The 20,679-nt window shown below is 60.7% G+C and carries 21 protein-coding genes and 1 tRNA gene; 11 read left to right on the top strand and 11 right to left on the bottom strand.

Annotation, left to right across the window (positions count from 1 at the left end; genetic code table 11):
* The first annotated feature begins 6 nt into the window (after nucleotides 1-6).
* Complete coding sequence (locus AK829_RS00345; RefSeq protein ID WP_052203261.1) at nucleotides 7-669, top strand: DUF1707 SHOCT-like domain-containing protein; 663 nt, start codon at nucleotides 7-9, stop codon at nucleotides 667-669.
* Between the two features lie 13 nt (nucleotides 670-682).
* Here AK829_RS00345 and AK829_RS00340 read toward each other — a convergent pair whose 3' ends face one another.
* The 4 genes from AK829_RS00340 to AK829_RS00325 form a co-directional block, all read right to left on the bottom strand.
* Complete coding sequence (locus tag AK829_RS00340; protein ID WP_157045261.1) at nucleotides 683-2,173, bottom strand: hypothetical protein; 1,491 nt, start codon at nucleotides 2,171-2,173, stop codon at nucleotides 683-685.
* A gap of 339 nt (nucleotides 2,174-2,512) precedes the next feature.
* Nucleotides 2,513-3,136: a DUF3558 family protein gene (locus AK829_RS00335; protein ID WP_052203252.1), complete on the bottom strand. Its 624-nt coding sequence runs from the start codon at nucleotides 3,134-3,136 to the stop codon at nucleotides 2,513-2,515.
* 206 nt (nucleotides 3,137-3,342) lie between these two features.
* Nucleotides 3,343-3,816 (bottom strand): ribose-5-phosphate isomerase, encoded by a 474-nt coding sequence (locus AK829_RS00330; RefSeq protein WP_052206275.1) that lies wholly within the window; start codon nucleotides 3,814-3,816, stop codon nucleotides 3,343-3,345.
* 86 nt (nucleotides 3,817-3,902) lie between these two features.
* Nucleotides 3,903-4,526 (bottom strand): mycothiol-dependent nitroreductase Rv2466c family protein, encoded by a 624-nt coding sequence (locus AK829_RS00325; RefSeq protein ID WP_052203251.1) that lies wholly within the window; start codon nucleotides 4,524-4,526, stop codon nucleotides 3,903-3,905.
* Between the two features lie 37 nt (nucleotides 4,527-4,563).
* On the opposite strand from AK829_RS00325, the gene pepN reads away from it, so the two are divergent.
* Nucleotides 4,564-6,981 carry an aminopeptidase N gene (gene pepN, locus AK829_RS00320; protein ID WP_052206274.1) on the top strand — a complete coding sequence of 806 codons (2,418 nt, stop codon included), beginning with the start codon at nucleotides 4,564-4,566 and terminating at the stop codon, nucleotides 6,979-6,981.
* Between the two features lie 3 nt (nucleotides 6,982-6,984).
* On the opposite strand, the gene AK829_RS00315 is transcribed toward pepN, so the two are convergent.
* Complete coding sequence (locus AK829_RS00315; RefSeq protein ID WP_052203250.1) at nucleotides 6,985-7,650, bottom strand: GntR family transcriptional regulator; 666 nt, start codon at nucleotides 7,648-7,650, stop codon at nucleotides 6,985-6,987.
* A 97-nt stretch (nucleotides 7,651-7,747) separates the two neighbouring features.
* Nucleotides 7,748-8,908 (bottom strand): cystathionine gamma-synthase, encoded by a 1,161-nt coding sequence (locus AK829_RS00310; RefSeq protein ID WP_052206272.1) that lies wholly within the window; start codon nucleotides 8,906-8,908, stop codon nucleotides 7,748-7,750.
* A 94-nt stretch (nucleotides 8,909-9,002) separates the two neighbouring features.
* Between AK829_RS00310 and AK829_RS00305 the strand changes: the two genes are divergently transcribed.
* Entirely contained in the window at nucleotides 9,003-9,965 is a 963-nt protein-coding gene (locus AK829_RS00305) for a mechanosensitive ion channel family protein (protein WP_052206270.1), read from the top strand.
* A 1-nt stretch (nucleotide 9,966) separates the two neighbouring features.
* The gene (locus AK829_RS00300; protein ID WP_232305752.1) at nucleotides 9,967-10,398 is read left to right on the top strand and encodes a globin; all 432 of its coding nucleotides are present in this window, start codon (nucleotides 9,967-9,969) and stop codon (nucleotides 10,396-10,398) included.
* A 3-nt stretch (nucleotides 10,399-10,401) separates the two neighbouring features.
* Here the strand turns inward: AK829_RS00300 and AK829_RS00295 are convergent, their stop codons facing one another.
* The 5 genes from AK829_RS00295 to AK829_RS00275 form a co-directional block, all read right to left on the bottom strand.
* Nucleotides 10,402-11,046 (bottom strand): hypothetical protein, encoded by a 645-nt coding sequence (locus tag AK829_RS00295; protein ID WP_052203248.1) that lies wholly within the window; start codon nucleotides 11,044-11,046, stop codon nucleotides 10,402-10,404.
* 17 nt (nucleotides 11,047-11,063) lie between these two features.
* The gene (locus AK829_RS00290) at nucleotides 11,064-11,504 is read right to left on the bottom strand and encodes an acyl-CoA thioesterase (protein ID WP_052203246.1); all 441 of its coding nucleotides are present in this window, start codon (nucleotides 11,502-11,504) and stop codon (nucleotides 11,064-11,066) included.
* Between the two features lie 107 nt (nucleotides 11,505-11,611).
* Entirely contained in the window at nucleotides 11,612-13,282 is a 1,671-nt protein-coding gene (gene ettA / locus AK829_RS00285; protein ID WP_052203243.1) for an energy-dependent translational throttle protein EttA, read from the bottom strand.
* A gap of 115 nt (nucleotides 13,283-13,397) precedes the next feature.
* Nucleotides 13,398-14,048 carry a single-stranded DNA-binding protein gene (locus AK829_RS00280; RefSeq protein ID WP_052203242.1) on the bottom strand — a complete coding sequence of 217 codons (651 nt, stop codon included), beginning with the start codon at nucleotides 14,046-14,048 and terminating at the stop codon, nucleotides 13,398-13,400.
* Nucleotides 14,049-14,238: 190 nt separating this feature from the next.
* Entirely contained in the window at nucleotides 14,239-16,212 is a 1,974-nt protein-coding gene (locus AK829_RS00275) for a cytochrome c oxidase assembly protein (RefSeq protein WP_052203241.1), read from the bottom strand.
* 91 nt (nucleotides 16,213-16,303) lie between these two features.
* On the opposite strand from AK829_RS00275, the gene AK829_RS00270 reads away from it, so the two are divergent.
* The 7 genes from AK829_RS00270 to deoD all read left to right on the top strand — a co-directional run bounded on the left by AK829_RS00270 (nucleotide 16,304) and on the right by deoD (nucleotide 20,633).
* A tRNA-Arg gene (locus AK829_RS00270) sits at nucleotides 16,304-16,377 on the top strand.
* Nucleotides 16,378-16,549: 172 nt separating this feature from the next.
* Nucleotides 16,550-17,008: a hypothetical protein gene (locus AK829_RS00265; protein ID WP_052203240.1), complete on the top strand. Its 459-nt coding sequence runs from the start codon at nucleotides 16,550-16,552 to the stop codon at nucleotides 17,006-17,008.
* Nucleotides 17,005-17,331, top strand: coding sequence for a transcriptional regulator (locus tag AK829_RS00260; RefSeq protein WP_052203239.1), 327 nt, complete (start codon nucleotides 17,005-17,007; stop codon nucleotides 17,329-17,331). Before AK829_RS00265 ends, AK829_RS00260 begins: the two co-directional genes overlap by 4 nt.
* A gap of 11 nt (nucleotides 17,332-17,342) precedes the next feature.
* Complete coding sequence (cmrA, locus tag AK829_RS00255) at nucleotides 17,343-18,158, top strand: mycolate reductase (RefSeq protein WP_052203238.1); 816 nt, start codon at nucleotides 17,343-17,345, stop codon at nucleotides 18,156-18,158.
* Nucleotides 18,151-18,783, top strand: coding sequence for an oligoribonuclease (gene orn, locus AK829_RS00250; RefSeq protein ID WP_052203234.1), 633 nt, complete (start codon nucleotides 18,151-18,153; stop codon nucleotides 18,781-18,783). The genes cmrA and orn overlap by 8 nt, the downstream gene beginning before the upstream one ends.
* Complete coding sequence (locus tag AK829_RS00245) at nucleotides 18,780-19,820, top strand: sugar-binding transcriptional regulator (protein ID WP_083439685.1); 1,041 nt, start codon at nucleotides 18,780-18,782, stop codon at nucleotides 19,818-19,820. The genes orn and AK829_RS00245 overlap by 4 nt, the downstream gene beginning before the upstream one ends.
* An 81-nt stretch (nucleotides 19,821-19,901) precedes the next feature.
* Nucleotides 19,902-20,633, top strand: coding sequence for a purine-nucleoside phosphorylase (deoD, locus tag AK829_RS00240; RefSeq protein WP_052203229.1), 732 nt, complete (start codon nucleotides 19,902-19,904; stop codon nucleotides 20,631-20,633).
* The last annotated feature ends 46 nt before the right edge of the window (nucleotides 20,634-20,679 follow it).

The raw sequence follows: 20,679 nt of genomic DNA, 5'->3' as shown, positions 1-20,679 counted from the left end.
GAGCGCGTGAGCACAGCAAACGAACCTCGTAAACGCCTTTCCAGTGCTGCCCGCCAGGCAGCGACCGATGCCCTAGCCGCGGCGTATGCCGACGGTCAGCTCACTACTGAGGAGTTTGACCTGCGTACTAAGCAAGCGTGGGGTGCAACCTATGCCGACGAGGTTGAACACCTCACTGCAGACTTGGATGTTCCCAGCAACGACGACTTGCTTCCCCAGAACATGCCTTACGCACCGTTGGCTCCGAAGGCGAACACCAGCCGTGCGTTGTCCATGGTCACGGGTGAGCCCGGGGGTAGTGCCATCTCTGTTTCCGTAATGAGTGGTGTTGGACGCTCCGGCGACTGGCTTGTTGCGCCAAGTCACTTCTCTCTTGCGTTGATGGGTGGAACGGATCTGAACCTGCTCAAAGCTCGTTTCACCGAGGCACATACCAGGATCAACACGCTTGCTTTGATGGGCGGGATTCGCATCATTGTTCCCGAGGATGTCCGCGTGCTCAGCGAGGGTTTCGCCCTCATGGGTGGCTTCGAGATTCACGACGACAAAAGCGTCACCATCTCCCAACACGATCTGCCTGCGAACGCCCCCACACTCACCATTGGCGGCCTTGCCTTGATGGGTGGCGTGGAGGTTGTCCGTATGGCGCGGAATGCCGACCCCAAATAACCGCCGCTACCCCTCATTCACGCACGTTGTTGCCGATAACGCTCGGCAGCACCAACGGCGCCTCCCCTAGCAGTGCCCTGAGGTTTCCATCGCGCTCTACGGCGCTGGTCACTGCTTGCACCTTCGCGGCCTTACGCTGCTTGCCTTGCGGGCTTTGACCTGCGCCAGCTACGCCCATGGGTCCACCGGCGAACGCCGTTCCACGTCCCTGTGTTCCCTGTGTTCCCTGTGTTCCTGGCGCTGCTCCTGCACCAGCGCCCATTCCCGGACCAGCAAGTGGCGCGCCGCTAGCAAAGCCACCCATGCCCAGCCCACCAGCACCGATGCCACCGGCTTGCCCGCCAGCTATTCCACCGGCGCCGATGCCTGCAGCAAGGCCACTAGCGGCACCGCCTGCCCGGCCAGCGCTCAACGCTCCACGGTTGCTTTGTTGCCCGCGGCTGCTGCCCCCGCCGAATGACCCCGCCCCTCCCGCGACGCCACCTGCCGGAGCGCCTCCGCCGGCTGCGGAAGCGGAAGCGGCACTACTACCGACGCTGCCGGGCGCCATGGTGCTCAGGCCAGCACCTGAACCAACACCACCCGATGCAAGGTTGCCCGGCGTGCCACCAGCCATCCCTGCTCCCGGGGTTAACGATGGGGGTATCGACGGCGCCGCCAACGACGCCGCCTGCGTCTGCGTCGCACCCGCTTTAATCGCCTCAACAACATCTGGGTTGACCTTGCCGTATGCGTTGATGACGTCGTTAGGCGTGGTCGCCCTGGCGAGGTCCGCATGGCCGAGCGCCCTGAATGATTCTTGGATGATCTTTGGCAGCGGGGAGCGCTCGAATGATGGGGCGTCCGGCGCGTTGACCTCCCGGATGTCGAAGGGGTTGCCCGAAAGCTGATCTAAGTCTGGCAACAGCTGGGCGAACGACGGCACCGTTGCCGCTAGCTGCGAGGTTGCCCTAGGTGCGAAGACGGCGAGGTATTGCGCCTCATACGCCGGGCGCATCGCGGGAGGAAGCGCCATGGCTGCCGTGGCGGCCACCGCCGCCATGACGGTCTCTGCCGATGCCAGACTCCCCAACGCCGTGGTGTGCGCGGACATCGCGTCTGCACGGCGAGCGTAGACGTTGCCGGCGCGTTGGATTTTGTTGACGTGCGCGTCGCCACGCTGGACCCACGCTGTCTCCATCGAGGTGGAAAACGAGTTCTTCACCTCAAACAGTGCCATCACGGACTCATCCAACGCGCGGGCTGCCATCGTCCAGTTCGCTGCCTCAGCCTCCACAGCTGCCACGTTCGACGCCGCGAGGAGCCGCTCCAGCACGCGCAGGCTCATGGGCGGCACGACTACGGGTGTCGTAGGCGCGAAACTTGGGGCCTTCGCATTCGCCAGGCCCAGCGAGGCCTCCATCTGCCCCAACCCCGCCACCAGCGAATCAAGATTTCCAAACCTAATCGCGGAAAAGGCTCCCGAAAACGAGTCATCGGCACGCTGCATGTTCTTCAGATTCACCTCGGAAACACGCGCGGCATCTTTCAGGTGTGAAGCTAGAGCAAAAGACGACTTCGGCGCATTGACTGCCGAGACTGCACCCAGCAGTTGCCCGGATTCACGAAACCCCGACAACTGCGAGAAAGTAGCGAGTGCGCTCCTGATCCCATCTCGTCCGGAAAGCCCGACTGTTGCCGCTTCTTCTTTTAGGAGTGAGATCCCCCGTTTGAGACCCTCTGTATCTATACGAACTACTTGGCTCATTAAAAATCCCCCGAAATATTTGTGTTTCGATTGTCCTTTTGTAGGACATAATCTTAGAGCCAAAAACGGATTGTGCCAGCAGAAATCGTGTACACTTTAGTGGACATCGGGACTGCCGAACGCGCGATAGAGTTGCTCAACAATATCAATCGCGGCGTTGCACATCTCTTCGGTGGTTACGTCCCTCGGGTCACCACCAGCTGAAGCGCCGAAACCCCCGCGCGCAGTATCGATCTGGACATAGCAGACGCCTGGGGAGGCATCATTCGCCGCGAACGTGAAGAGTTCGGGAATGAGGTCCGAGCGGTACTCGGGATATAGGAGTCCCTGGAACTCAATCATCTCTCTAGTGGTGTTCCCGTTGGCGAATGAGACCGTCACCGACTTGTCGAGCTGTTCCTCGGTTCTTGGCAGGTGGCAGGTGTTCAGCCCGTGGAATGTCCGACCCTCGTCTTTCACGATGATCTCCAGGAAGCCAGCCGCCGCATATTCTTCGGGGGTGATTTCGGTGCAGGGGTTAAAGAGGGAGTTACCAAGCGAATAGGGGTCGAAGTCACCGAACTCCAGCACACCCGATTCGAAGTAGAACGCCCGCGGACTCTCCTCCGCGGCGGATTGCGAGGCAGCAACGCTGCCGATCTTCTCGGACGGAACGCATCCGCCCACCAACAACACAGCCCCCGCCAACGCCATGCTGACCGCAGTCATCTTTATCTGCATCGTGAATCCCCCCTCGATCGCTCTTTGATAACGCCGGCGCACCCCGTCTAAGGGATGCCCCAGCAAAGATTGCAGCTACTTACATGCAGCTAGTAGCCGATTTTCGCATTGGTAGCCGGGTGTAGGTAGCTACAAACGTGTTTTCGGGCGCCCGAGCGGCGGTGCAACACGGCCGAACCACCGCAAGGCGCCAAACGCCGCAGCGCTTAGGCGCCCGGGACCTCCGGCGCCACACCGGTCTTCTCGTACTCGGCAAGGATGTCAATGCGGCGCTGGTGGCGCTCCTCTTCGCTCCACGGCTGGGACACGAAGGCGTCCACAATAGCCAGCGCTTCTTCCTCGGTATGCATGCGGCCGCCGATGCCGATGAGCTGGGCGTTGTTGTGCTCGCGGGCCAGCTTGGCGGTCTCCACGCTCCACGCCAGAGCGCATCGTGCGCCCTTGACCTTGTTCGCGGCGATCTGCTCGCCGTTGCCGGAACCACCAAGCACGATGCCCAGGGAACCCGGGTCAGCCACCACGGCTTCAGCCGCGGCGATGCAAAACGCCGGGTAGTCATCAGCGGCGTCGTATTCGTGGGCGCCGCAGTCGGTTACCTCGTGGCCCTGGGCCTCAAGGTGGGCTTTGATCTGGTTCTTTCGCTCGAATCCGGCGTGGTCTGCTCCAAGGTAAATACGCATGCCCACAAGCGTACCCCGGACACCCGCCGGACAAGCGCCGATCCAGCGCAAACCAAGCACAAACCTAGCGCTAGCCAGGCCAAAAACTAGCGCACCTGCGGCCGTTCGGTGCGGGAGCGCTTCATTTCAAAGAAGTACGGGAACTTCGCCAGGCCGACGGCGTGGTCGAGCATTTCGCCTGCGTCTTCGCCGGTGGGTACGCGGGTGATGACGGGGCCGAAGAAGGCGGTGTCGCCAAGCTGGAGCACCGGAGTGCCCACGTCGTCCCCAACGGCATCCATCGCTTGCTGGTGGTAGCCGCGCAGCAGGGCATCGTCGCCGTCAACGTTGGCTGCCTCCGCAAAGTCTTCCGGCAGGCCAACCTCCGCAAGGGCTGCGCGGATGATCTCGTCATAGGCGCCGAAGCCCTGCTTGTGGTCTTGGCCTTCCACGTGAATCTTGGTACCCATCGCCGTGTACAGCGCGTCAACCATCTCGGGTTTTTCGTTCTTCACCTTGGCAAAGACACGCGCGGGACCCCAGTTCGCTTTCATCGCTTCTTTGTAGGCTTCGGGGAGGTGGTCGCGACCGTCGTTAAGAACTGCGAGCGACATGGGCACCCACTCCACCTCAGCATCGCGGACCTTTTCCACTTCCTTCATCCAGCGGGAGGTCAGCCAGGCAAAAGGGCAAGAAACATCGAAATAAAAGGTAACTTTTGTAAGGCTCATGCGGCCCACTGTAGCGATGTTCAGTAGCGTGGCGCCTATGAAAACAAATCTCACGCGCGATGATGCGCAGACACGTAAGGCACTGATTGATAACGTCCACTACAACATCCACGTGGATGTGACCGGCAAGGAGCAGTTCACCTCCCGCACGGTGGTCACGTTTGACTCCAAGGCAGGTCAGACCCACTTTGACCTGGTGGCGGATGAGTTCGAGGCAACCCTCGACGGCACCCCTACCAACGGTAATGAGCTTGTGCTTGTAGACGGCGCGCACGAGCTCACCGTCAACGCCACCATCACCTACAACCGCACCGGTGAGGGCCTGCACAAGTTCACCGACCCGGTGGATGGCAAGGACTACCTGTACACCCAGTTCGAGCCGGCGATGGCGATGAAGGTGTTCGCCGGTTTTGACCAGCCGGATCTGAAGGCCACCTACGACATTGCGGTGACCGCACCTGAGGCGTACACCGTGGTGCTCAACGAGGCGGTTGAGGTCACCGACAACGGCGACGGCACCAAGACGTGGACCACCGCAATTGATTACCCGCTGTCCACCTACCTGATTGCGATTGTGGCTGGCGAGTACGAGCGCGTCACGGACACCTACACGTGCACCGGTGACAACGGTGAGGAGCGCACGATCGAGCTTGGGCTGTACGCGCGCGCCAGCCTGATCCCGCACATGGATTCGGAGCGCCTGTTCCGTCAGACGAAGGACGGCTTCGATTTCTACCACGCCAATTTCGGCCGCACCTACCCGTTTGGGGATAAGTACGACCAGATTTTCTGCCCGGAGTACAACATGGGCGCCATGGAGCACGTGGGTGCTGTGACGTACCGCGATGAGTACATCTTCACCTCGGAGCCGACGCCGTACCGCCTTGAGCGTCGTAACGACACGATCCTGCACGAGATGGCGCACATGTGGTTCGGCGATTTGGTGACTATGCAGTGGTGGGATGACCTGTGGCTCAATGAGTCTTTCGCAACCTGGTCCGCCGCCACCGCTCAGGTGGGCATCGGCGAGTACTCGGAGGCGTGGACCACGTTTGCCGCTGTGGAGAAGGCGTGGGCGTACCAGCAGGATCAGCTGCCCACTACCCACCCGATCGCCGCCGATGCCCCGGATATTGAGACCGCGGAGCAGAACTTCGACGGCATTACCTACGCCAAGGGCGCGTCCGTGTTAAAGCAGCTGCAGGCATACGTGGGCTACGAGGAGTTCTTCGCAGGTGTGCGTACGCACTTTGACAACCACGCGTTTGCTAACGCCACCTTCGATGATCTGCTTGGCGCGCTTGAGCAGGCCTCGGGCCGCGATTTGTCCGACTGGGCCGACGCGTGGCTGCGCACCACGGGTGTATCCACCCTGCGTGCGGATACGTCCGATGGGTTTGCGGTGGTGCAGGAGTCTGATGTGTTGCGCCCGCACCGCGTTCGCGTGGGGCTTTACTCGCTTGTCGACGGCACCGTGCGCCGCACCCACCAGGTAGAAACCGACATCCACGGTGAGCGCACGGAGATCCCTGAGCTGGCTGGCGTGGAGCACGACCTGGCACTGGTGAATGATGAGGATCTGACCTACTGCAAGATGCGCTTAAGCGACGAGCACACTCGCTTCGCGCTTGAGCACCTGGGCGACATCGAAGACTCGCTGGCGCGCACCCTGGTGTGGTCGTCCCTGTGGGAGGCCACCCGCGACGGTGTCCTGCCGGCTCGTGAGTTTGTGCGCCTGGTGGCGCGCTTTGCGCCTGCGGAGACGCACCCAAGTGTGCAGGAGCGCCTGTTTGCGCAGGGCACCGCTGCGGTGCGTGGGTTTGTGGAACCGTCCTGGCAGACCGAGGGCTTCGACCTGCTCAACAACGCTTTCCGTGGTGCTGAGCCGCGTGCAATCTCTGATCGTGCGCTAGCACGTCTGCAGGCGAACGATGAGACGGTGGCCTACTTCAAGCAGTTGCTGGAAACCTCTGAGAACCAGGAGGTACGTTGGCTGGCCATCACCAACCTGGTTGCGGTTGGACAGCTGCCAGCGTCTGCTGCTGACGAGGAGCACGATGACTCTTCCGAGGGCGCTATCTCTCGCCTGCGCGTGCGCGCGGTCGCGGACAAGGCGTGGGCGTGGAAGAAGCTTGTTGAAGAGGACCTGACCAACCTTGAGGCGCGCTACCTCATGGATGGCCTCACCTTCACCGATGCCGGACTAGATGGCCTTGCGGATGATTACTTCCGCATCGCACCTGGTCTGTGGGATCGCCTGACCAATGAGATGGCGCAGCGCACCCTTGAGGGTATGTACCCGGGTTGGGCTGTGGATCAGGCAAGCGTGGAAAAGGCGGATGCCCTGCTCAATGATCCGCAGGTGCCTTCTGGCCTGAAGCGTGTTGTGGCCGAAGGCCAGGACCGCACGGCACGTAAGCTGCGCAACCGCACGGTAGATGCTGAAGCTAACTAACAGTTAGCCGGTAGTTACCGCGCGTAGCTTCGCTGCGTCCGGCCGGATGGCGATGAGGCTGAATTCCGTCAGATCATCGCCAACAAACATGCTGCGAGTGACGCGTTGCACCACCGCGTTGGTGCCAAGGCCAAGTGCCTCGCACTCGCGGTCCGAGGCGCGCGTTGCCGTCAAAATATCCTCCCGCCACTCAGGCTCGGGAGAGAGCTCCTCACGGGCTCGCCCCGGCAGCGTGTAGCACGTGGCAAACATCAAGGGCTGACCTTCGGAGGAAAACACCACCTGGCGTTCAGTGACCTCAGAACCAGGTTCGACCTTGAATGCGTTGGCCACAGAATGCGGCGCCGGCACCTGGCCCAAGCTGCGGGTTGCGCTTGTTACCCCGCTGTCTTCAGCGGCAAAGTACTCTTCAAATCCCACGCCGGAGTTCAACTCCAACACTGGCGGGGTGGCGCGGATAAACGTGCCACCGTTGCGTCCGCGGCGGCGCTCAATCAGCCCTTCCGATTGGACCATGTCCAATGCGTGGCGGATTGTCATGCGCGCCACGCCAAAACGCTCTACGAGCTCGCGTTCCGACGGCAACCTGTCACCGGGGGCAAGCTCATGCGACTCGATTCTGGCCCGCAGCGCATCGGCGATAACCATGTACGCGGGTTTCTTGACCACCGTCAAGCCTCCTGGGATATAAGTCTTTCTGCATGCTTAAACGTAGCTACAGAATCCCCAGCAAGCAACTTAGAAGACACCCACCCAGGGGTGTCGCCTAAAGCTGCGCGAATGCCTGCTCCAGGTCCGCAATCAGGTCAGCTTCATCCTCAATGCCAACGGAGATACGTACCAGCTCACCAGGCACCTCAAGGGCGGAACCGGCCACGGATACATGCGTCATGGTCGCCGGGTGCTCAAGCAAACTCTCCACACCGCCGAGGGACTCCGCGAGACAAAAGAGCTGTGTAGACAAACAGAACTTTTTGGCCTGCTCTTCAGTTTGGAACAGCACGGAAACCATGCCACCAAAGCGACGCATCTGCTTCTTCGCCACCTCATGGCCAGGGTGCGACTCCAGTCCCGGGTAGCACACACGGGCAACTTCCTTGCGCCCCTCAAGGTACTTGGCCACAGCCTCGGCATTATCGCAGTGGCGTTCCATGCGCACCGGCAACGTCTTCAAGCCACGGCCCGTGAGGTACGTATCAAACGGCGATGGGATCGCACCCACCCAGCCGAAGAAGAAGCGCAGCTGCTCCTCAAAGCCTTCGATCAGATCATCCTTGCCGCAAACCACGCCGCCGATCACGTCGGAGTGCCCACCGATGTATTTGGTAGTGGAGTGCAAAACCACGTCCGCACCGAACTCGAACGGGCGCTGCAGGTACGGCGAAGCAAACGTGTTATCCACCACCAACGCAGCGCCCCCCTTCACCTTGGCCACCGCCTCAATGTCCACGATGGACAGCAGCGGGTTCGTCGGGGTCTCCACCCAGATCACCTTGGTGTTGTCCTGAACCGCCGCACCAACCTCTTCGGCATTGGTCATGTCCACCACGGTGTTTTCCACGCCCCAGAGGGAAAACACCTGCTGGATCAGGCGGTAGGTGCCGCCGTAAGCATCGTTGGAGACCACGATGTGGTCGCCGGGTTTCAGCAGCGTGCGCAGGACTACGTCCACCGTGGCCATCCCGGAGGCAAACGCAACGGCAAAGTCAGCACCCTCAAGTGCCGCAACGGACTTCTCCAGCGCGGTGATCGTTGGGTTTCCAACGCGGGTGTATTCATAGCCGCCGCGCAGTTCCGCTAGACCGTTCTGTGCAAACGTGGTGGAGGCGTAGATGGGCGTATTGATCGGCCCGTAGAGGCTATCGGGTTCGTAGCCTGCGTGGATCGCTGCGGTCGACGGGCCTGGATTGCTCGTGTTGGTAGACATGCCAAGCATCGTAGCCACAAACTAGACCAAGCTGTTCATTATCGACGATTTATATGCACGCCCACCTTCCCCACTCGCGTAGACTATGGGCCTGATGAACACCACCTACATATCAGCAGCCGCAGAAAACCTCGAAGAAGCAGTAGAAGGGGTCTCCACGTGGTGGAACGACCCCGCCACGCGCGAGCTAGTGCTCGAACGGCCCCTGAAAATCGCGCTCATCCTCGTCGTCGCGTTCATCCTTGACCGGGTTGCAGCGCACCTGATCCGCCGCGCCACGAATGCCAGGATGAACAACCCCGGCCTTTTGCGCACACGCGAAATTCCCGACACCCCGCAGGGCCGTGCGCAGGAAAGCCGACGCCGACAGCGCCTGAAAACCCTGTCCAACGTGGCCCGTTCAGTGGCCGCCATTATTGTGTGGACGTGGGCGCTGCTGGCCGTGCTTGATCAGCTTGGCGTGAACGTAGCGCCACTGATCGCCTCTGCCGGCATCGTGGGCGTGGCCATTGGTTTCGGCGCGCAATCCCTGGTGAAGGATTTCTTCTCCGGCATGTTCATCCTGCTGGAGAACCAGTACGGGGTTGGAGACACCATCCAGGTTGATGACATTGTGGGTGATGTTGAGGAGATGACCCTTCGCGTGACCACCATCCGCGATATGGACGGCGCACTGTGGCACGTGCGCAACGGGGACATTGACCGTGTGGGCAACCACTCCATCCACTACTCCGTGGCGCGCCTGCAGATCCCGGTTTCCGTCATGGCGGACCCGGATGAGGCCTCCGCAATCATTGAACGCTCAGCACAGGCAGCCATCCAGGAACCGGAGATCCGCAACCAGGTGATGAGCCCGCCAGCCATGCTCGGCCCTTCAGAATTCAACCCCACCTATGCATCCTTCCGCGTTACGTTAAAGACGATGCCGGGACAGCAGTGGTCCGTCGCCCGCTTTATCAACCACCGCATTTTGAAAGACCTGCACGATGCTGGCGTTGTGCTGGCACCTATGGATTCTGTGCTTGTGGGTTTTGGAAAAGAAGAGAAAGGAGCTTGAGGTGGAAATCACCCCAACACCACCGCGCGATGACCAGGAGCGCACACTGTACGAGGACGTCGGCGGCACCGAATTTTTCAGCCGCCTAGTCAAAGGCTTCTATGATCAGGTCAAAACCGATGACCTGATCGGCCCCATGTACCCGGAGGATGATTTCGACGGCGCCGAGGACCGCCTTCGCTGGTTCCTCGAACAGTACTGGGGCGGGCCCCGCACGTTTCAGGAAAAGCGCGGCAACCCAATGCTTCGCCGCCGCCACTTCCCCTTCAAAATCGGCATGGCTGAGGCGGAGCGCTGGCTAGCACTCATGGGGCGTTCGTTGGAGCAATTTACTGACGACGAACTGTCGCCCCACCACCGCCACCAACTCTGGAACCACATGCAGCGCGTGGCGTACATGATGATTAACCAGGAGCCGGGCAGCCCTGCCTAACTGCTAAAAGAGCAGGCCCAGGCCAGCGTTTTTAAACACGGAGCCGTACGGTGCGTCCAGGCGCACCCACCTGCCGGCGCTGGCGACACGCAGGTGGCGTGGGATGTGCGCTGGCGCCTCAAACCCCGGAATCAGGCCCATGGAGGTGCACGTAAAAATCATGCGCATGGGTACTTCAACAGGGGTGTCGGAGGTGGCGTTGGCGGTGATCACCGTGGCGTCGAGAAGCGAGCGCGGTGGCCCTGCCGGTCCGGAGAATTGTTTGGCAAGGCGTTTGCCTTCGTCCGCGAGTTGGCGTGCGGTGCTGACCGGTACTTCGTCGCAAAGCTGAAAGCCCTCGACCGGCGGCAGCGCGCCCGGCCAGGAGGCATCCTGCGGGCGGCCGATAGTAACCGTCTGCCCGGTCTGCTTGCTGAGCGCCTCCCAGAATTCCGCCGCCGAAACGGCCGCACCGTCGCGGGAGATTTCCCCCGCCACGCGCCTGGCCACAATGCAGTCAAACGGCGTGGTCACAAACACGTTGAGCGCGGCGCCCACCGTTTGGAAACGGGCAAGCGCATGCGGATCTAGGGCCACTGCGCGCTGCAGCAACGCGCGAAGGCCTCCAAGCCCTTGGTCGCCGTGCGGCGTAAAGGTAATAGGTGACACTGGTTCTACGTCTGTTTCTACTCCAACTCCCCCGCACCCGGTGCCGCCGTCAGCGACAAAATGCCGATCTCCTGCTTTGTAATCGCACGCGGAGTAGCAGTTGCGTCATCAACCGTCACCTGCACACACTCCACCACACAGCAGACCCTGCCCTGCGAGTCCTTGATCTCCTGGTGGGTAGTAAAAGACGTATTGCCCAAACGCGAAACGTGCGTTTCAATCACCGCAGTTGCCGTATTGGGCAGGATCGGGCGCATATAGTCCGCCTCCACGCGACGCACAAACACCGCAAAATCGTGGCCCTGCGAGTAGAAGTACTCACGAGCAAACGCAAGGCGCGCCTCCTGAGCAATCTCTAGGTAGGCGGAGTTAGTAACGTGCCCGTAGCGGTCAAAATCCCCCCAGCGCAGCGGCACTTCGTACACGTGGACGTTGTTTTCTACACCCTGTTTTGCCATGCGCTAAACCCTACATGCCAAACACAACCCCGCGCCGAATTCAATCCAGCGCGGGGTAAAAAGCTGCCTAACGTGAGGCTTAGCGGGTAGGGGTTAGCGGGTAGGCGTTAGCGGGTGAGTTTGCGGTGCGTCACGCGGGACGGCTTCGCAGCTTCCTCACCAAGGCGCTCAACCTTGTTCTTCTCGTAGTCGCCGAAGTTGCCCTCGAACCAGAACCACTTGCCCTCTTCAATGTTGCCCTCCCAGGCAAGGATGTGGGTACAGGTGCGGTCCAGGAACCAACGGTCGTGAGAAATCACCACAGCACAGCCCGGGAATTTCTGCAGCGCGTTTTCCAGGGAGCCCAGGGTTTCAACGTCCAGGTCGTTCGTCGGCTCATCGAGCAGGATCAGGTTGCCGCCCTGCTTCAGCGTCAGCGCCAAGTTCAGGCGGTTGCGCTCACCACCAGAAAGCACCTTGGACGGCTTCTGCTGGTCCGCACCCTTGAAACCGAATGCGGACAGGTACGCGCGCGAAGGCATCTCGTTCTGGCCAACCACGATGTAGTCCAGGCCATCAGAGACCACTTCCCACACCGTCTTTTCCGGATCGATGTTCTCGCGGTTCTGGTCAACGTAGGACAGCTTCACCGTGTCACCAACGGTGACGGTACCTGCGTCCGGCTCCTCCAGGCCCACGATGGTCTTGAACAGGGTGGACTTACCCACACCGTTCGGGCCAATCACGCCCACGATGCCGTTACGCGGCAAGGTGAACGACAGGTCCTTGATCAGGATGCGGCCGTCAAAGCCCTTGTCCAGGTGCTCAACCTCAACAACCTTGTTGCCCAGGCGCGGCGGGGTAGGAATCTGGATCTCCTCAAAGTCCAGCTTCTTGTACTGCTCCGCCTCAGCAGCCATCTCCTCATAACGCTCCAGACGCGCCTTGTTCTTCGCCTGGCGTGCCTTCGGGGAGGAACGCACCCACTCAAGCTCATTCTTCAGGCGCTTCTGCAGCTTCTGGTCCTTCTTGCCAGCAACCTCCAGACGCTCAGCCTTCTTCTCCAGGTAGGTGGAGTAGTTGCCCTCGTACGGGTAGAGCTGGCCGCGGTCAACCTCACAGATCCACTCGGCGACGTTGTCCAGGAAGTAACGGTCGTGGGTAATGGCAAGCACGGCACCCGGGTAGGACTGCAGGTGCTTCTCCAGCCACAGCACGCTCTCGGCGTCCAGGTGGTTCGTCGGCTCATCAAGAAGCAGAAGATCCGGCTCGGACAGCAGCAGCTTCGCAAGCGCCACGCGGCGGCGCTCACCACCAGACAGGTTGGTCACCGGCGCATCAGACGGCGGGCAGCGCAGGGCTTCCATTGCCTGCTCAATCTTGGAGTCAACCTCCCAAGCGTCAGCGGCATCCAGCTCCTCCTGGAGCTTGCCCATCTCCTCCATCAGCTCATCGGAGTAGTTGGTGGCCATCTCCTCGGCGATCTGCTCGAAGCGCTGCTTCTTCTCAAAGATCTCGCCCAAGCCCTCTTCGACGTTCTCACGAACCGTCTTCTCCTCATTCAACGGCGGCTCCTGCAGCAAGATGCCAACCGTGGCACCCGGCTGCAGGAAGGCTTCACCGTTGTTCGGCTGATCAATGCCAGCCATGATCTTGAGCAAGGACGACTTACCGGCGCCGTTGGGGCCGACGACGCCAATCTTGGCGCCGGGGTAGAAAGCCATGGTGACGTTGTCCAAAATGACCTTGTCACCGATGGCCCTGCGAACATTTTTCATCGTGTAGATGAACTCAGCCACGTGGTATCCCCTTGTGTTAAACAGTGCTTGAAATGCTTTCCACAGGGTACATCACGCGAGCCCTTGCTAGAGCGGCAGCAACGTCAGGTGTTTAGACGGCGTTTAAACCAGCCGCTTAAAACGGCCTCCCGTCCTCATCAACCCCTGCCGCGGCACCGACGAGATCACCGCTTGATTCGGCGTTGGATCCCGCACTGGACCCGGCGCTAGATCCCATATCGGGTGCAGCGTTAGATGCCGCACCAAAGCTCGATGCCATGGGTTTGCGCGGCGGCAGCTGGTCCTCCGCACTTTCGCGAGGTTGACTGTTGCGTTCCAGCAGGTCTTCCAGGGACTTCACCTGCACCTCTTCAGTGCCCTCTACCGTGTGGGAGACGCTGGTGGTCTTGCGCGAGTTGATCTGGAAGTTGCTCAAGTCAAAGGCCACGCGGGACGCGCGCATGGTGATCCTTGAGCGGTTGACGGTCTTGCCGTCTTCGTGGGTTTCCTCCCACGACTCTGTAACCAACCGTCCGGTAACAACAACCGGACTGCCGCGAAACAGCGACGCCTTGACGTTTACCGCAAGGTCGCCCCAACAATTGACGTCAATGTAGAGCTGGTCAATGTCCAACCAGACGTCTTTGCCGTGCTCGTCTTTTTCGTCGGTCCGGCGGCGTCGTGAAGAAGCAACGCGCAGCTTGGACAGCGCAGTGCCTTTCTCCCCTACGCAGGCGATGGTGGGTTCTGCAACAAGGTTGCCGTGGATGGTGATTTCGGTGCTCATGGAAGAGCCCCCCTTTCCGTGATGTTCCTTCTAAACAGTTGCCGGTAGCTACCGGCGGTTACAGCACGCTGTTTTGCGTACCCACGGGCAGAATGTCACGGCACAGCCTGCTTGCCAACCCCCAAAGAAAAAAGCTGTGGATAACCCGGAAGTTATCCACACTTAATGAAAACGCGCAGGTCAGAGCATCCTACTGGCGGTTGTATTGCGCCAGCATCTCGTTGTAGCGGCGCCACTCCTCATCGTCGTCTTCCTCCGCGCGGCGATCCACCTCACGGGTTTCCTCACGGTCTTCAGCCAACCAGGCACGGAACAGCACCCCGAAGACAATCACAAGCGGGAAGGAGCCAGACGCCCAACCGATGCCGCCGCCGGCCTTCTGGTCTGCCAAGAGGTCCGGCTCCCACGGCAGCGCCAGCGAGCGGTAGAAGTCCTCCGCCAGCACGGCGCTCAGCTGCATGAGGTAGATACCCATAAACAGGTGGATCGGCATGGACACCCACAGCCAGGCAAGGCGGACCTTGGCGCTGGGGCGGCCTGGGATCTCATCAGGGCCGATCAGTTCCCAGAAGTAGAAGTAGCCAGAGACCATAAACACGCCGTTCATAATCACGTGACCTGCGTGTTCCGAAACCATCAGCTCATACAGCGACGGGAACAGGTACATCACGTAGAAGAAAGTGACAAACTGCCCCAAGCTCAGCGGCGGGAAGGTGACCACCTTCAAGAACTTGGAGTTTTGGAAACTTTCCGCCCACAGTCGCGGGTTGAATTCACCCTCCGGGTAGGCGCGGCGAATCAGGGTCAGCGGCGCGCCAAGCACCATAAATACGGGCACGATCATGGACAGGATCATGTGCACCGTCATGTGCGCGGAGTAGGACGCCGGCATGTGCAGACCCAGGCGCGAGGACAGCGTAATCACGATGGTTACGCAGCCCGCCAGCCACCACAGGGTGCGCGAAAGCTCCCAATTCTTCACGCGTCGCACCAGGTAGAGGTAGTACACCGCCAACAGCAGGGCGATTGCACTGTAGAGCAGCTCTGGGCGCCACAGCGTCAGCCAGTTGCCCACCGTCAGCGGCTCGTAGAGGTCATAGCCCATCTTCACCTGCATCACGCTGATGTTGAATACCTGCGGCGGGGGCGGCGGGGTGCGCCCAAGCGTTGCCGCCAAGCCGGTAATCAGGGCCATGAGCAGCACTTCCACGGCGGCAAGACGCCCAAACGCGCGCGGGTTGGTAGCAAGCGCCGGGATGGTCTTCTGCCGGTGGGCAAACCCCATCAGCCCCAGCACGAAAATGCCCACAAACTTGGCAATCAACACCCACCCGTAGTGGTACTGCGTCAGCTGCTCCGGTGAAATGCGGATCAGCGCGTTGACCACGCCAGAGACCAGCATGACAATGAAGCTCACCAGCGCGATAGTGGAGTACCTGCGCACCGCCTGCTCCATGTTTGGCCCGAGCCTGCGCCCGTGCGCAACCAGCGCCATCAGCGCACCAACCCACAGCAGCATTCCCACTAGGTGCCAGATAAAGGAGTTGGTGCCAAAGTCATGATTGCCGCCGGAGGCAGAGTGCCCGGTCAGCGCCAGCGGCATGATGGCCAGCACGGAGCCGAGAAACAGCGCCACCTGCGGCCACCAGGTGCGTGCCATGAACCCGCCGAGCGCCACTACTGCGGCGATCGCGGCAACAATGAGCCACACCTTGGCTTCTTTGACCTGGTCAATTGCGGTGGACCACGCGCCGGGGCTGAACAGGACGTCTTTCAGGGGTTGTCCCGAAACATCGGAAAGCACCAGCGGAATCATGATCAGCCCGAGGGCCATCATGCTTATCGACGCCCACGCCCCCACCCTCGACGCCACCACCCCATCAACCGTCAACGGCGCCCCGTTGAGGTCTTTGCCCACCTGCTTCGGCGGGATCAGAAACGCGGAGAAGAGGAACGAGCCGCTGGCCAGCGCCGACAGCATCCACGCCGCACCGCGTACCGCCGGGAGCCCGAACGTGGTTGGCCAGCCTGGGTCAGGAATACCCAACACCGCAAGCGATTCACCGGAGAACAACTGCCCCAGCGTTCCCGCAAGAATGCCCGCAAGAAGCACTGAGGTGAGGTAGAACGGCCACGCCGCCTGCACAGACCGTTTTTCACGCATGCCAACAACCCTACGTTTCCAACGTTTTCAAGGCCTAACCGGCTCTTGGTGTTCTTTGTGTTTTGGCCTGCGTTACAATCCCTCGTGTACTGCCTCCATAGCTCAGTGGATTAGAGCAACCGGCTTCTACCCGGTGTGTCGCGGGTTCGAGTCCTGCTGGGGGCGCTTTTTCGCCGGCCGTTCGCCGGCTGCTCGCCGCCTGTTCGCCGACAGAATCCACGTTTGCAGCTACCTACCTGCAGCTACCAGCAGAAATTTCGCTTGGTAGCCGGGTGTAGGTAGCTGCAAACAGTCCTCACGCTGGTGCGCTGCCCCTCCACGGCGTACACTTTCCACCATGGAAAGCTTGGAAACCGCACGAGATGCACAAGACGCCCGCGAGGCGCTACGTGCCGCCGAAGACGTGGAATCGCGCGCAACCGAAACAACCACATCACGGCCTTGGGCGTACATCATCCCAACTGGCGTGGTCATAGGCCTTGCGTTTGGCGCGGCACTGATGGAGCAAGTGCTCATCACATTCCTCCTCATCGCGGCCACCATCATCCTTGTTTGGGTCACGGAGACGCGTAGGAAACGCACGGTGCGCATTTCCTACAAGCAGGACATACGCCCGGACGAAGACACATGGAACTCGAAAACGTTCCTGACGTATATGGTTAGCTACACCATCATCTACGTCGGCTTCCAGTTCCTGCCGCTCGGAAACCTCGCAGTGGCAGCCGCCGCCGGAATCCTCATCGCGCTCGTCTTCATCGTGGCGGCTGGACTTACCTGGGGGCGAGTTCCTAAGTGAGCCAGCTCGACCCGGCCATCCACCCCATTACGCGCCTGAAGATCTGCGCGGCACTTGCCGCAGCCGGCGCCACTGAGGAAAACATCCGCAAGGAGATGCGCTTTGCGCAGCTGCGCGACATCGTGGACACCACTGACGCAACGCTATCCAAGCAGCTCAGCGCACTTGAAGAGCACGGGTACGTCACCCGTTTCCGCGAGTACGGTTCCAGCCGCGCGAAAGACACCGTGTGGGTCACCCTGACTAACGCAGGCCTTGCCGCATACCGCGGCCACATGGACGCGTTGCGTTCTATCGCCGGTGAAGATCACGTGAGTGGGTAGGGTTTAGGGTTATGAGTTTCCCGGAGGCGTCGAAAAGCAACTATGCCCTGATCACTGGTGCTAGCCAAGGCATCGGTGAGGCGATGGCCCGCAAGCTGGCCGCGGGTGGTTACAACCTGATTATTGTGGCGCGGCGCGAAAACGTGCTGATGGCGCTGGCGGAGGAGCTGGCAAGCGCGCACGGCGTGCACGTGGAGGTGTTTGCGGCGGATCTGTCGAAGGAGCGCGACGTGACCGCGCTGATTGAGCACATCCAGAACCGTGAGATCGCCATTTGCGTTAATTCTGCGGGCATTGCCAGCTTCGGCCCGTTCATGCGCCAGGACTGGAACTACGAGGTAGACCAGTTCAACCTGAACGCCACGGCGGTCTTTCGCCTGACCAAGGCGGTGCTGGATCAGATGGTGCCGCGCGGTTCGGGTGCTTTGTGCAACGTGGGTTCCGCAGCCGGTAACTCCCCTATTCCGAACAACTCCACCTACGTCTTTACTAAGGCGGGTGTGAATACGTTTACAGAGTCGCTGCACTATGAGCTGAAGCCCACGGGTGTGCACTGCACGTTGCTTGCCCCAGGGCCGGTGCGCGCGGCGGAGATTCCGGAGGAAGAGCAGAGCTTTATTGACAAGCTTGTGCCCGATTTCCTTTGGACCACGTATGAGTCCTGCGCTGATGACACGTTGCGTGCGATGCGTCGCAATAAGCGTCGCGTAGTGCCGGGCCCGCTGTCGAAGGCGATGGATGTTGTGTCAACCTATGCCCCGCGCGGTTCGCTCTCGCCGCTTTTGGGTTCCTTCTACGCAAAGATGGGAGAAGAGCAGGATGCCTGAGCTTTTGCTTCGCGACGATCGCGTGGTCTGGGTCGACCTCGAAATGACTGGCCTTGACCCCTCCCGCCACGTGATTGTGGAGGTTGCCGCCCTGGTCACAGATGCCAACCTGAACATTTTGGATAGCGGCATTGACTTAGTCGTCCACGCCACTGAGGCACAGCTTTCCCAGATGGATGACTTTGTGCGCAACATGCACTCCGAAAACGGCCTGCTGGATGAGATTCAGCGCTCCACCGTCTCCATCGAGGAAGCCGAAGAGGCGGTGCTGGAGCTGATTGCGAAGCACTGCGACCCGAACCACCCGGCGCCGCTTGCGGGCAACTCTATTGCCACGGACCGCATGTTTATCCGTGAGCAAATGCCGCGGGTAGATGCCGCGTTGCACTACCGCATGATCGACGTTTCCACGATCAAGGAGCTCACGCGCCGCTGGTACCCGAAGACGTATCAGAACCAGCCGGATAAGGGCATGAGCCACCGTGCGTTGGCGGACATTGTGGAGTCCATCCAGGAGCTTGATTACTACCGACGCTGCGTGTTCACCCCCACCCCCGGCCCCGACGGCGACGCGGCCAAGGCTGCTGCGATTGATGCGCACGAAGCGTACAAGCCGTACCTATGACGGGCCAGCGTTCGGGCGCTGCGGGTTCGGGCACGGTGCGTTCAGGCCAGCGTTCGGGCACGGTGCAGCGCGACCGTGACGCGATTGACGCCGCAAAGCTGTATTACCGCGAGGGCTTAAGCCAGGCGGAGGTGGCGGCGCAGATGGGTATTTCGCGCCCGACGGTGGCGAAGCTTCTGCAGCATGCCCGTGAGCGTGGCTTTGTGGTTATTGAGATCCATGACCCGCAGGAGGCGGGTGCGCAGGTTGGTGATCGGCTGCGCGCATTGTTCAGTCTTGATGACGTGCGCGTGGTGCACCCTCCGCAGGCGCCGAGTGGGGCGGGCGATCATCCGTCGATAGTCGATGACCTTGGCATTGCCGGCGCCCGCTTCCTGGAAGAAGTGGTGGAAGACGGCATGTCTGTAGGCGTGTCTTGGGGCAAAACCATGCTGCATGTGGCCCGCAACCTGCGCCATACGCATACCCGCGCACGCCAGATTGTGCAGCTCAAAGGCGGGTCATCGCGCTCAAATTTGTCTACGAACAACTTTGAGACGATGAATTTGTTCTGCGCCGCCTTCAACGCGCCGGCGCTTGCGCTGCCGCTGCCGGTGATCTTTGACCAGGTGGAAACCAAGCACATTGTGGAGCAAGACTCTCATATTGCTGACGTGCTGAACCAAGGCCGTGAGACGGATCTCGTGGCGTTTACGGTTGGCTCCGCACGCAGGGAATCCCTGGTGATGAACCTGGGCTATCTTTCGGACGCCATGGTGGAGCAGCTCGTAGGGGTTGCCGTTGGTGATGTGTGTTCGCGGTTTTACACCCACGATGGGAACATTGCTGCCCCGGACATCGACGCCTTGACCGTAGGCATCAGCCTGGAGGATCTGCGTGCACGTCCGCGTCGCGTGCTCATTGCTGGTGGGACGTACAAGGCGGAGGCAATTGAGACTGCGCTGTGGATGGGGCTGGCTACTGACCTGGTGATTGATGAGCACACGGCCCGGCGCGTGTTGGCACTGCACGAGCGTCGTAAACATTTGCAAAAATGACAATTGCCATATGTTCCGAGGGTTTTCTACAATAAAAGGCGCAAGAACAGGTTCACTCTCAGGAAGGCGGACATCCGCACCATGGCAAATTCCAGCCCGATTCCAACCACCCAAACCGCTCACATCGTCCCCACCGGACCGATCGCCGAAACCATCCTGATGCCCGGCGACCCGCTGCGTGCAAAGTTCATCGCAGAGACCTATCTTGAGGACGCCGTCCAGTTCAACGCCGTACGCAACATGCTCGGCTACACCGGCACCTACAAGGGCCACGAGGTCTCCGTCATGGGCTCCGGCATGGGCGTGCCGTCCATCAGCCTGTACGCCTACGAGCTGATCCACTTCTTCGGCGTAAAGAAGCTGGTGCGCGTCGGCTCCTGCGGCGGCTTCCAGCCGGACCTGAAACTCTTTGACATCATCGTCGCATCGTCTGCATCCACGGACTCGCGCTTCCTGGAGCAGTACAACCTGCCGGGCACCTACGCCCCGACCGCGTCCTGGAAGCTCTTGTCCGCCACCGCCGAGGAGGCGAAGAAGCAGAACGTGGATATTCACGTGGGCAACATCTTGTCCTCTGACATCTTCTACAACTTCCAAGATGACGTGAATGACCGCTGGACCCGCATGGGTGTGCTCGGCGTTGAGATGGAATCCGCTGGCCTCTACGCCACCGCCGCTGAGGCCGGCGTGGACGCACTGGGCATCTTCACCGTCTCTGACGTCATCGGCTCTGGCGAGAAGGCCACCGCCGAGCAGCGCGAGAGCGCCTTCACCCAGATGATGGAGCTGGCGCTGCCGCTGGCTGCCGTCTAAGCACGCTGCCTAGACACGCTGCCTAGCAATCCCCACCAAGAAATTC

It is taken from the genome of Corynebacterium riegelii, assembly GCF_001263755.1.
Lineage (GTDB): Bacteria > Actinomycetota > Actinomycetes > Mycobacteriales > Mycobacteriaceae > Corynebacterium > Corynebacterium riegelii.
The sequence above is the reverse complement of the archived record's forward strand: the minus strand, read 5'-3'. Positions and strand labels throughout refer to the sequence as shown.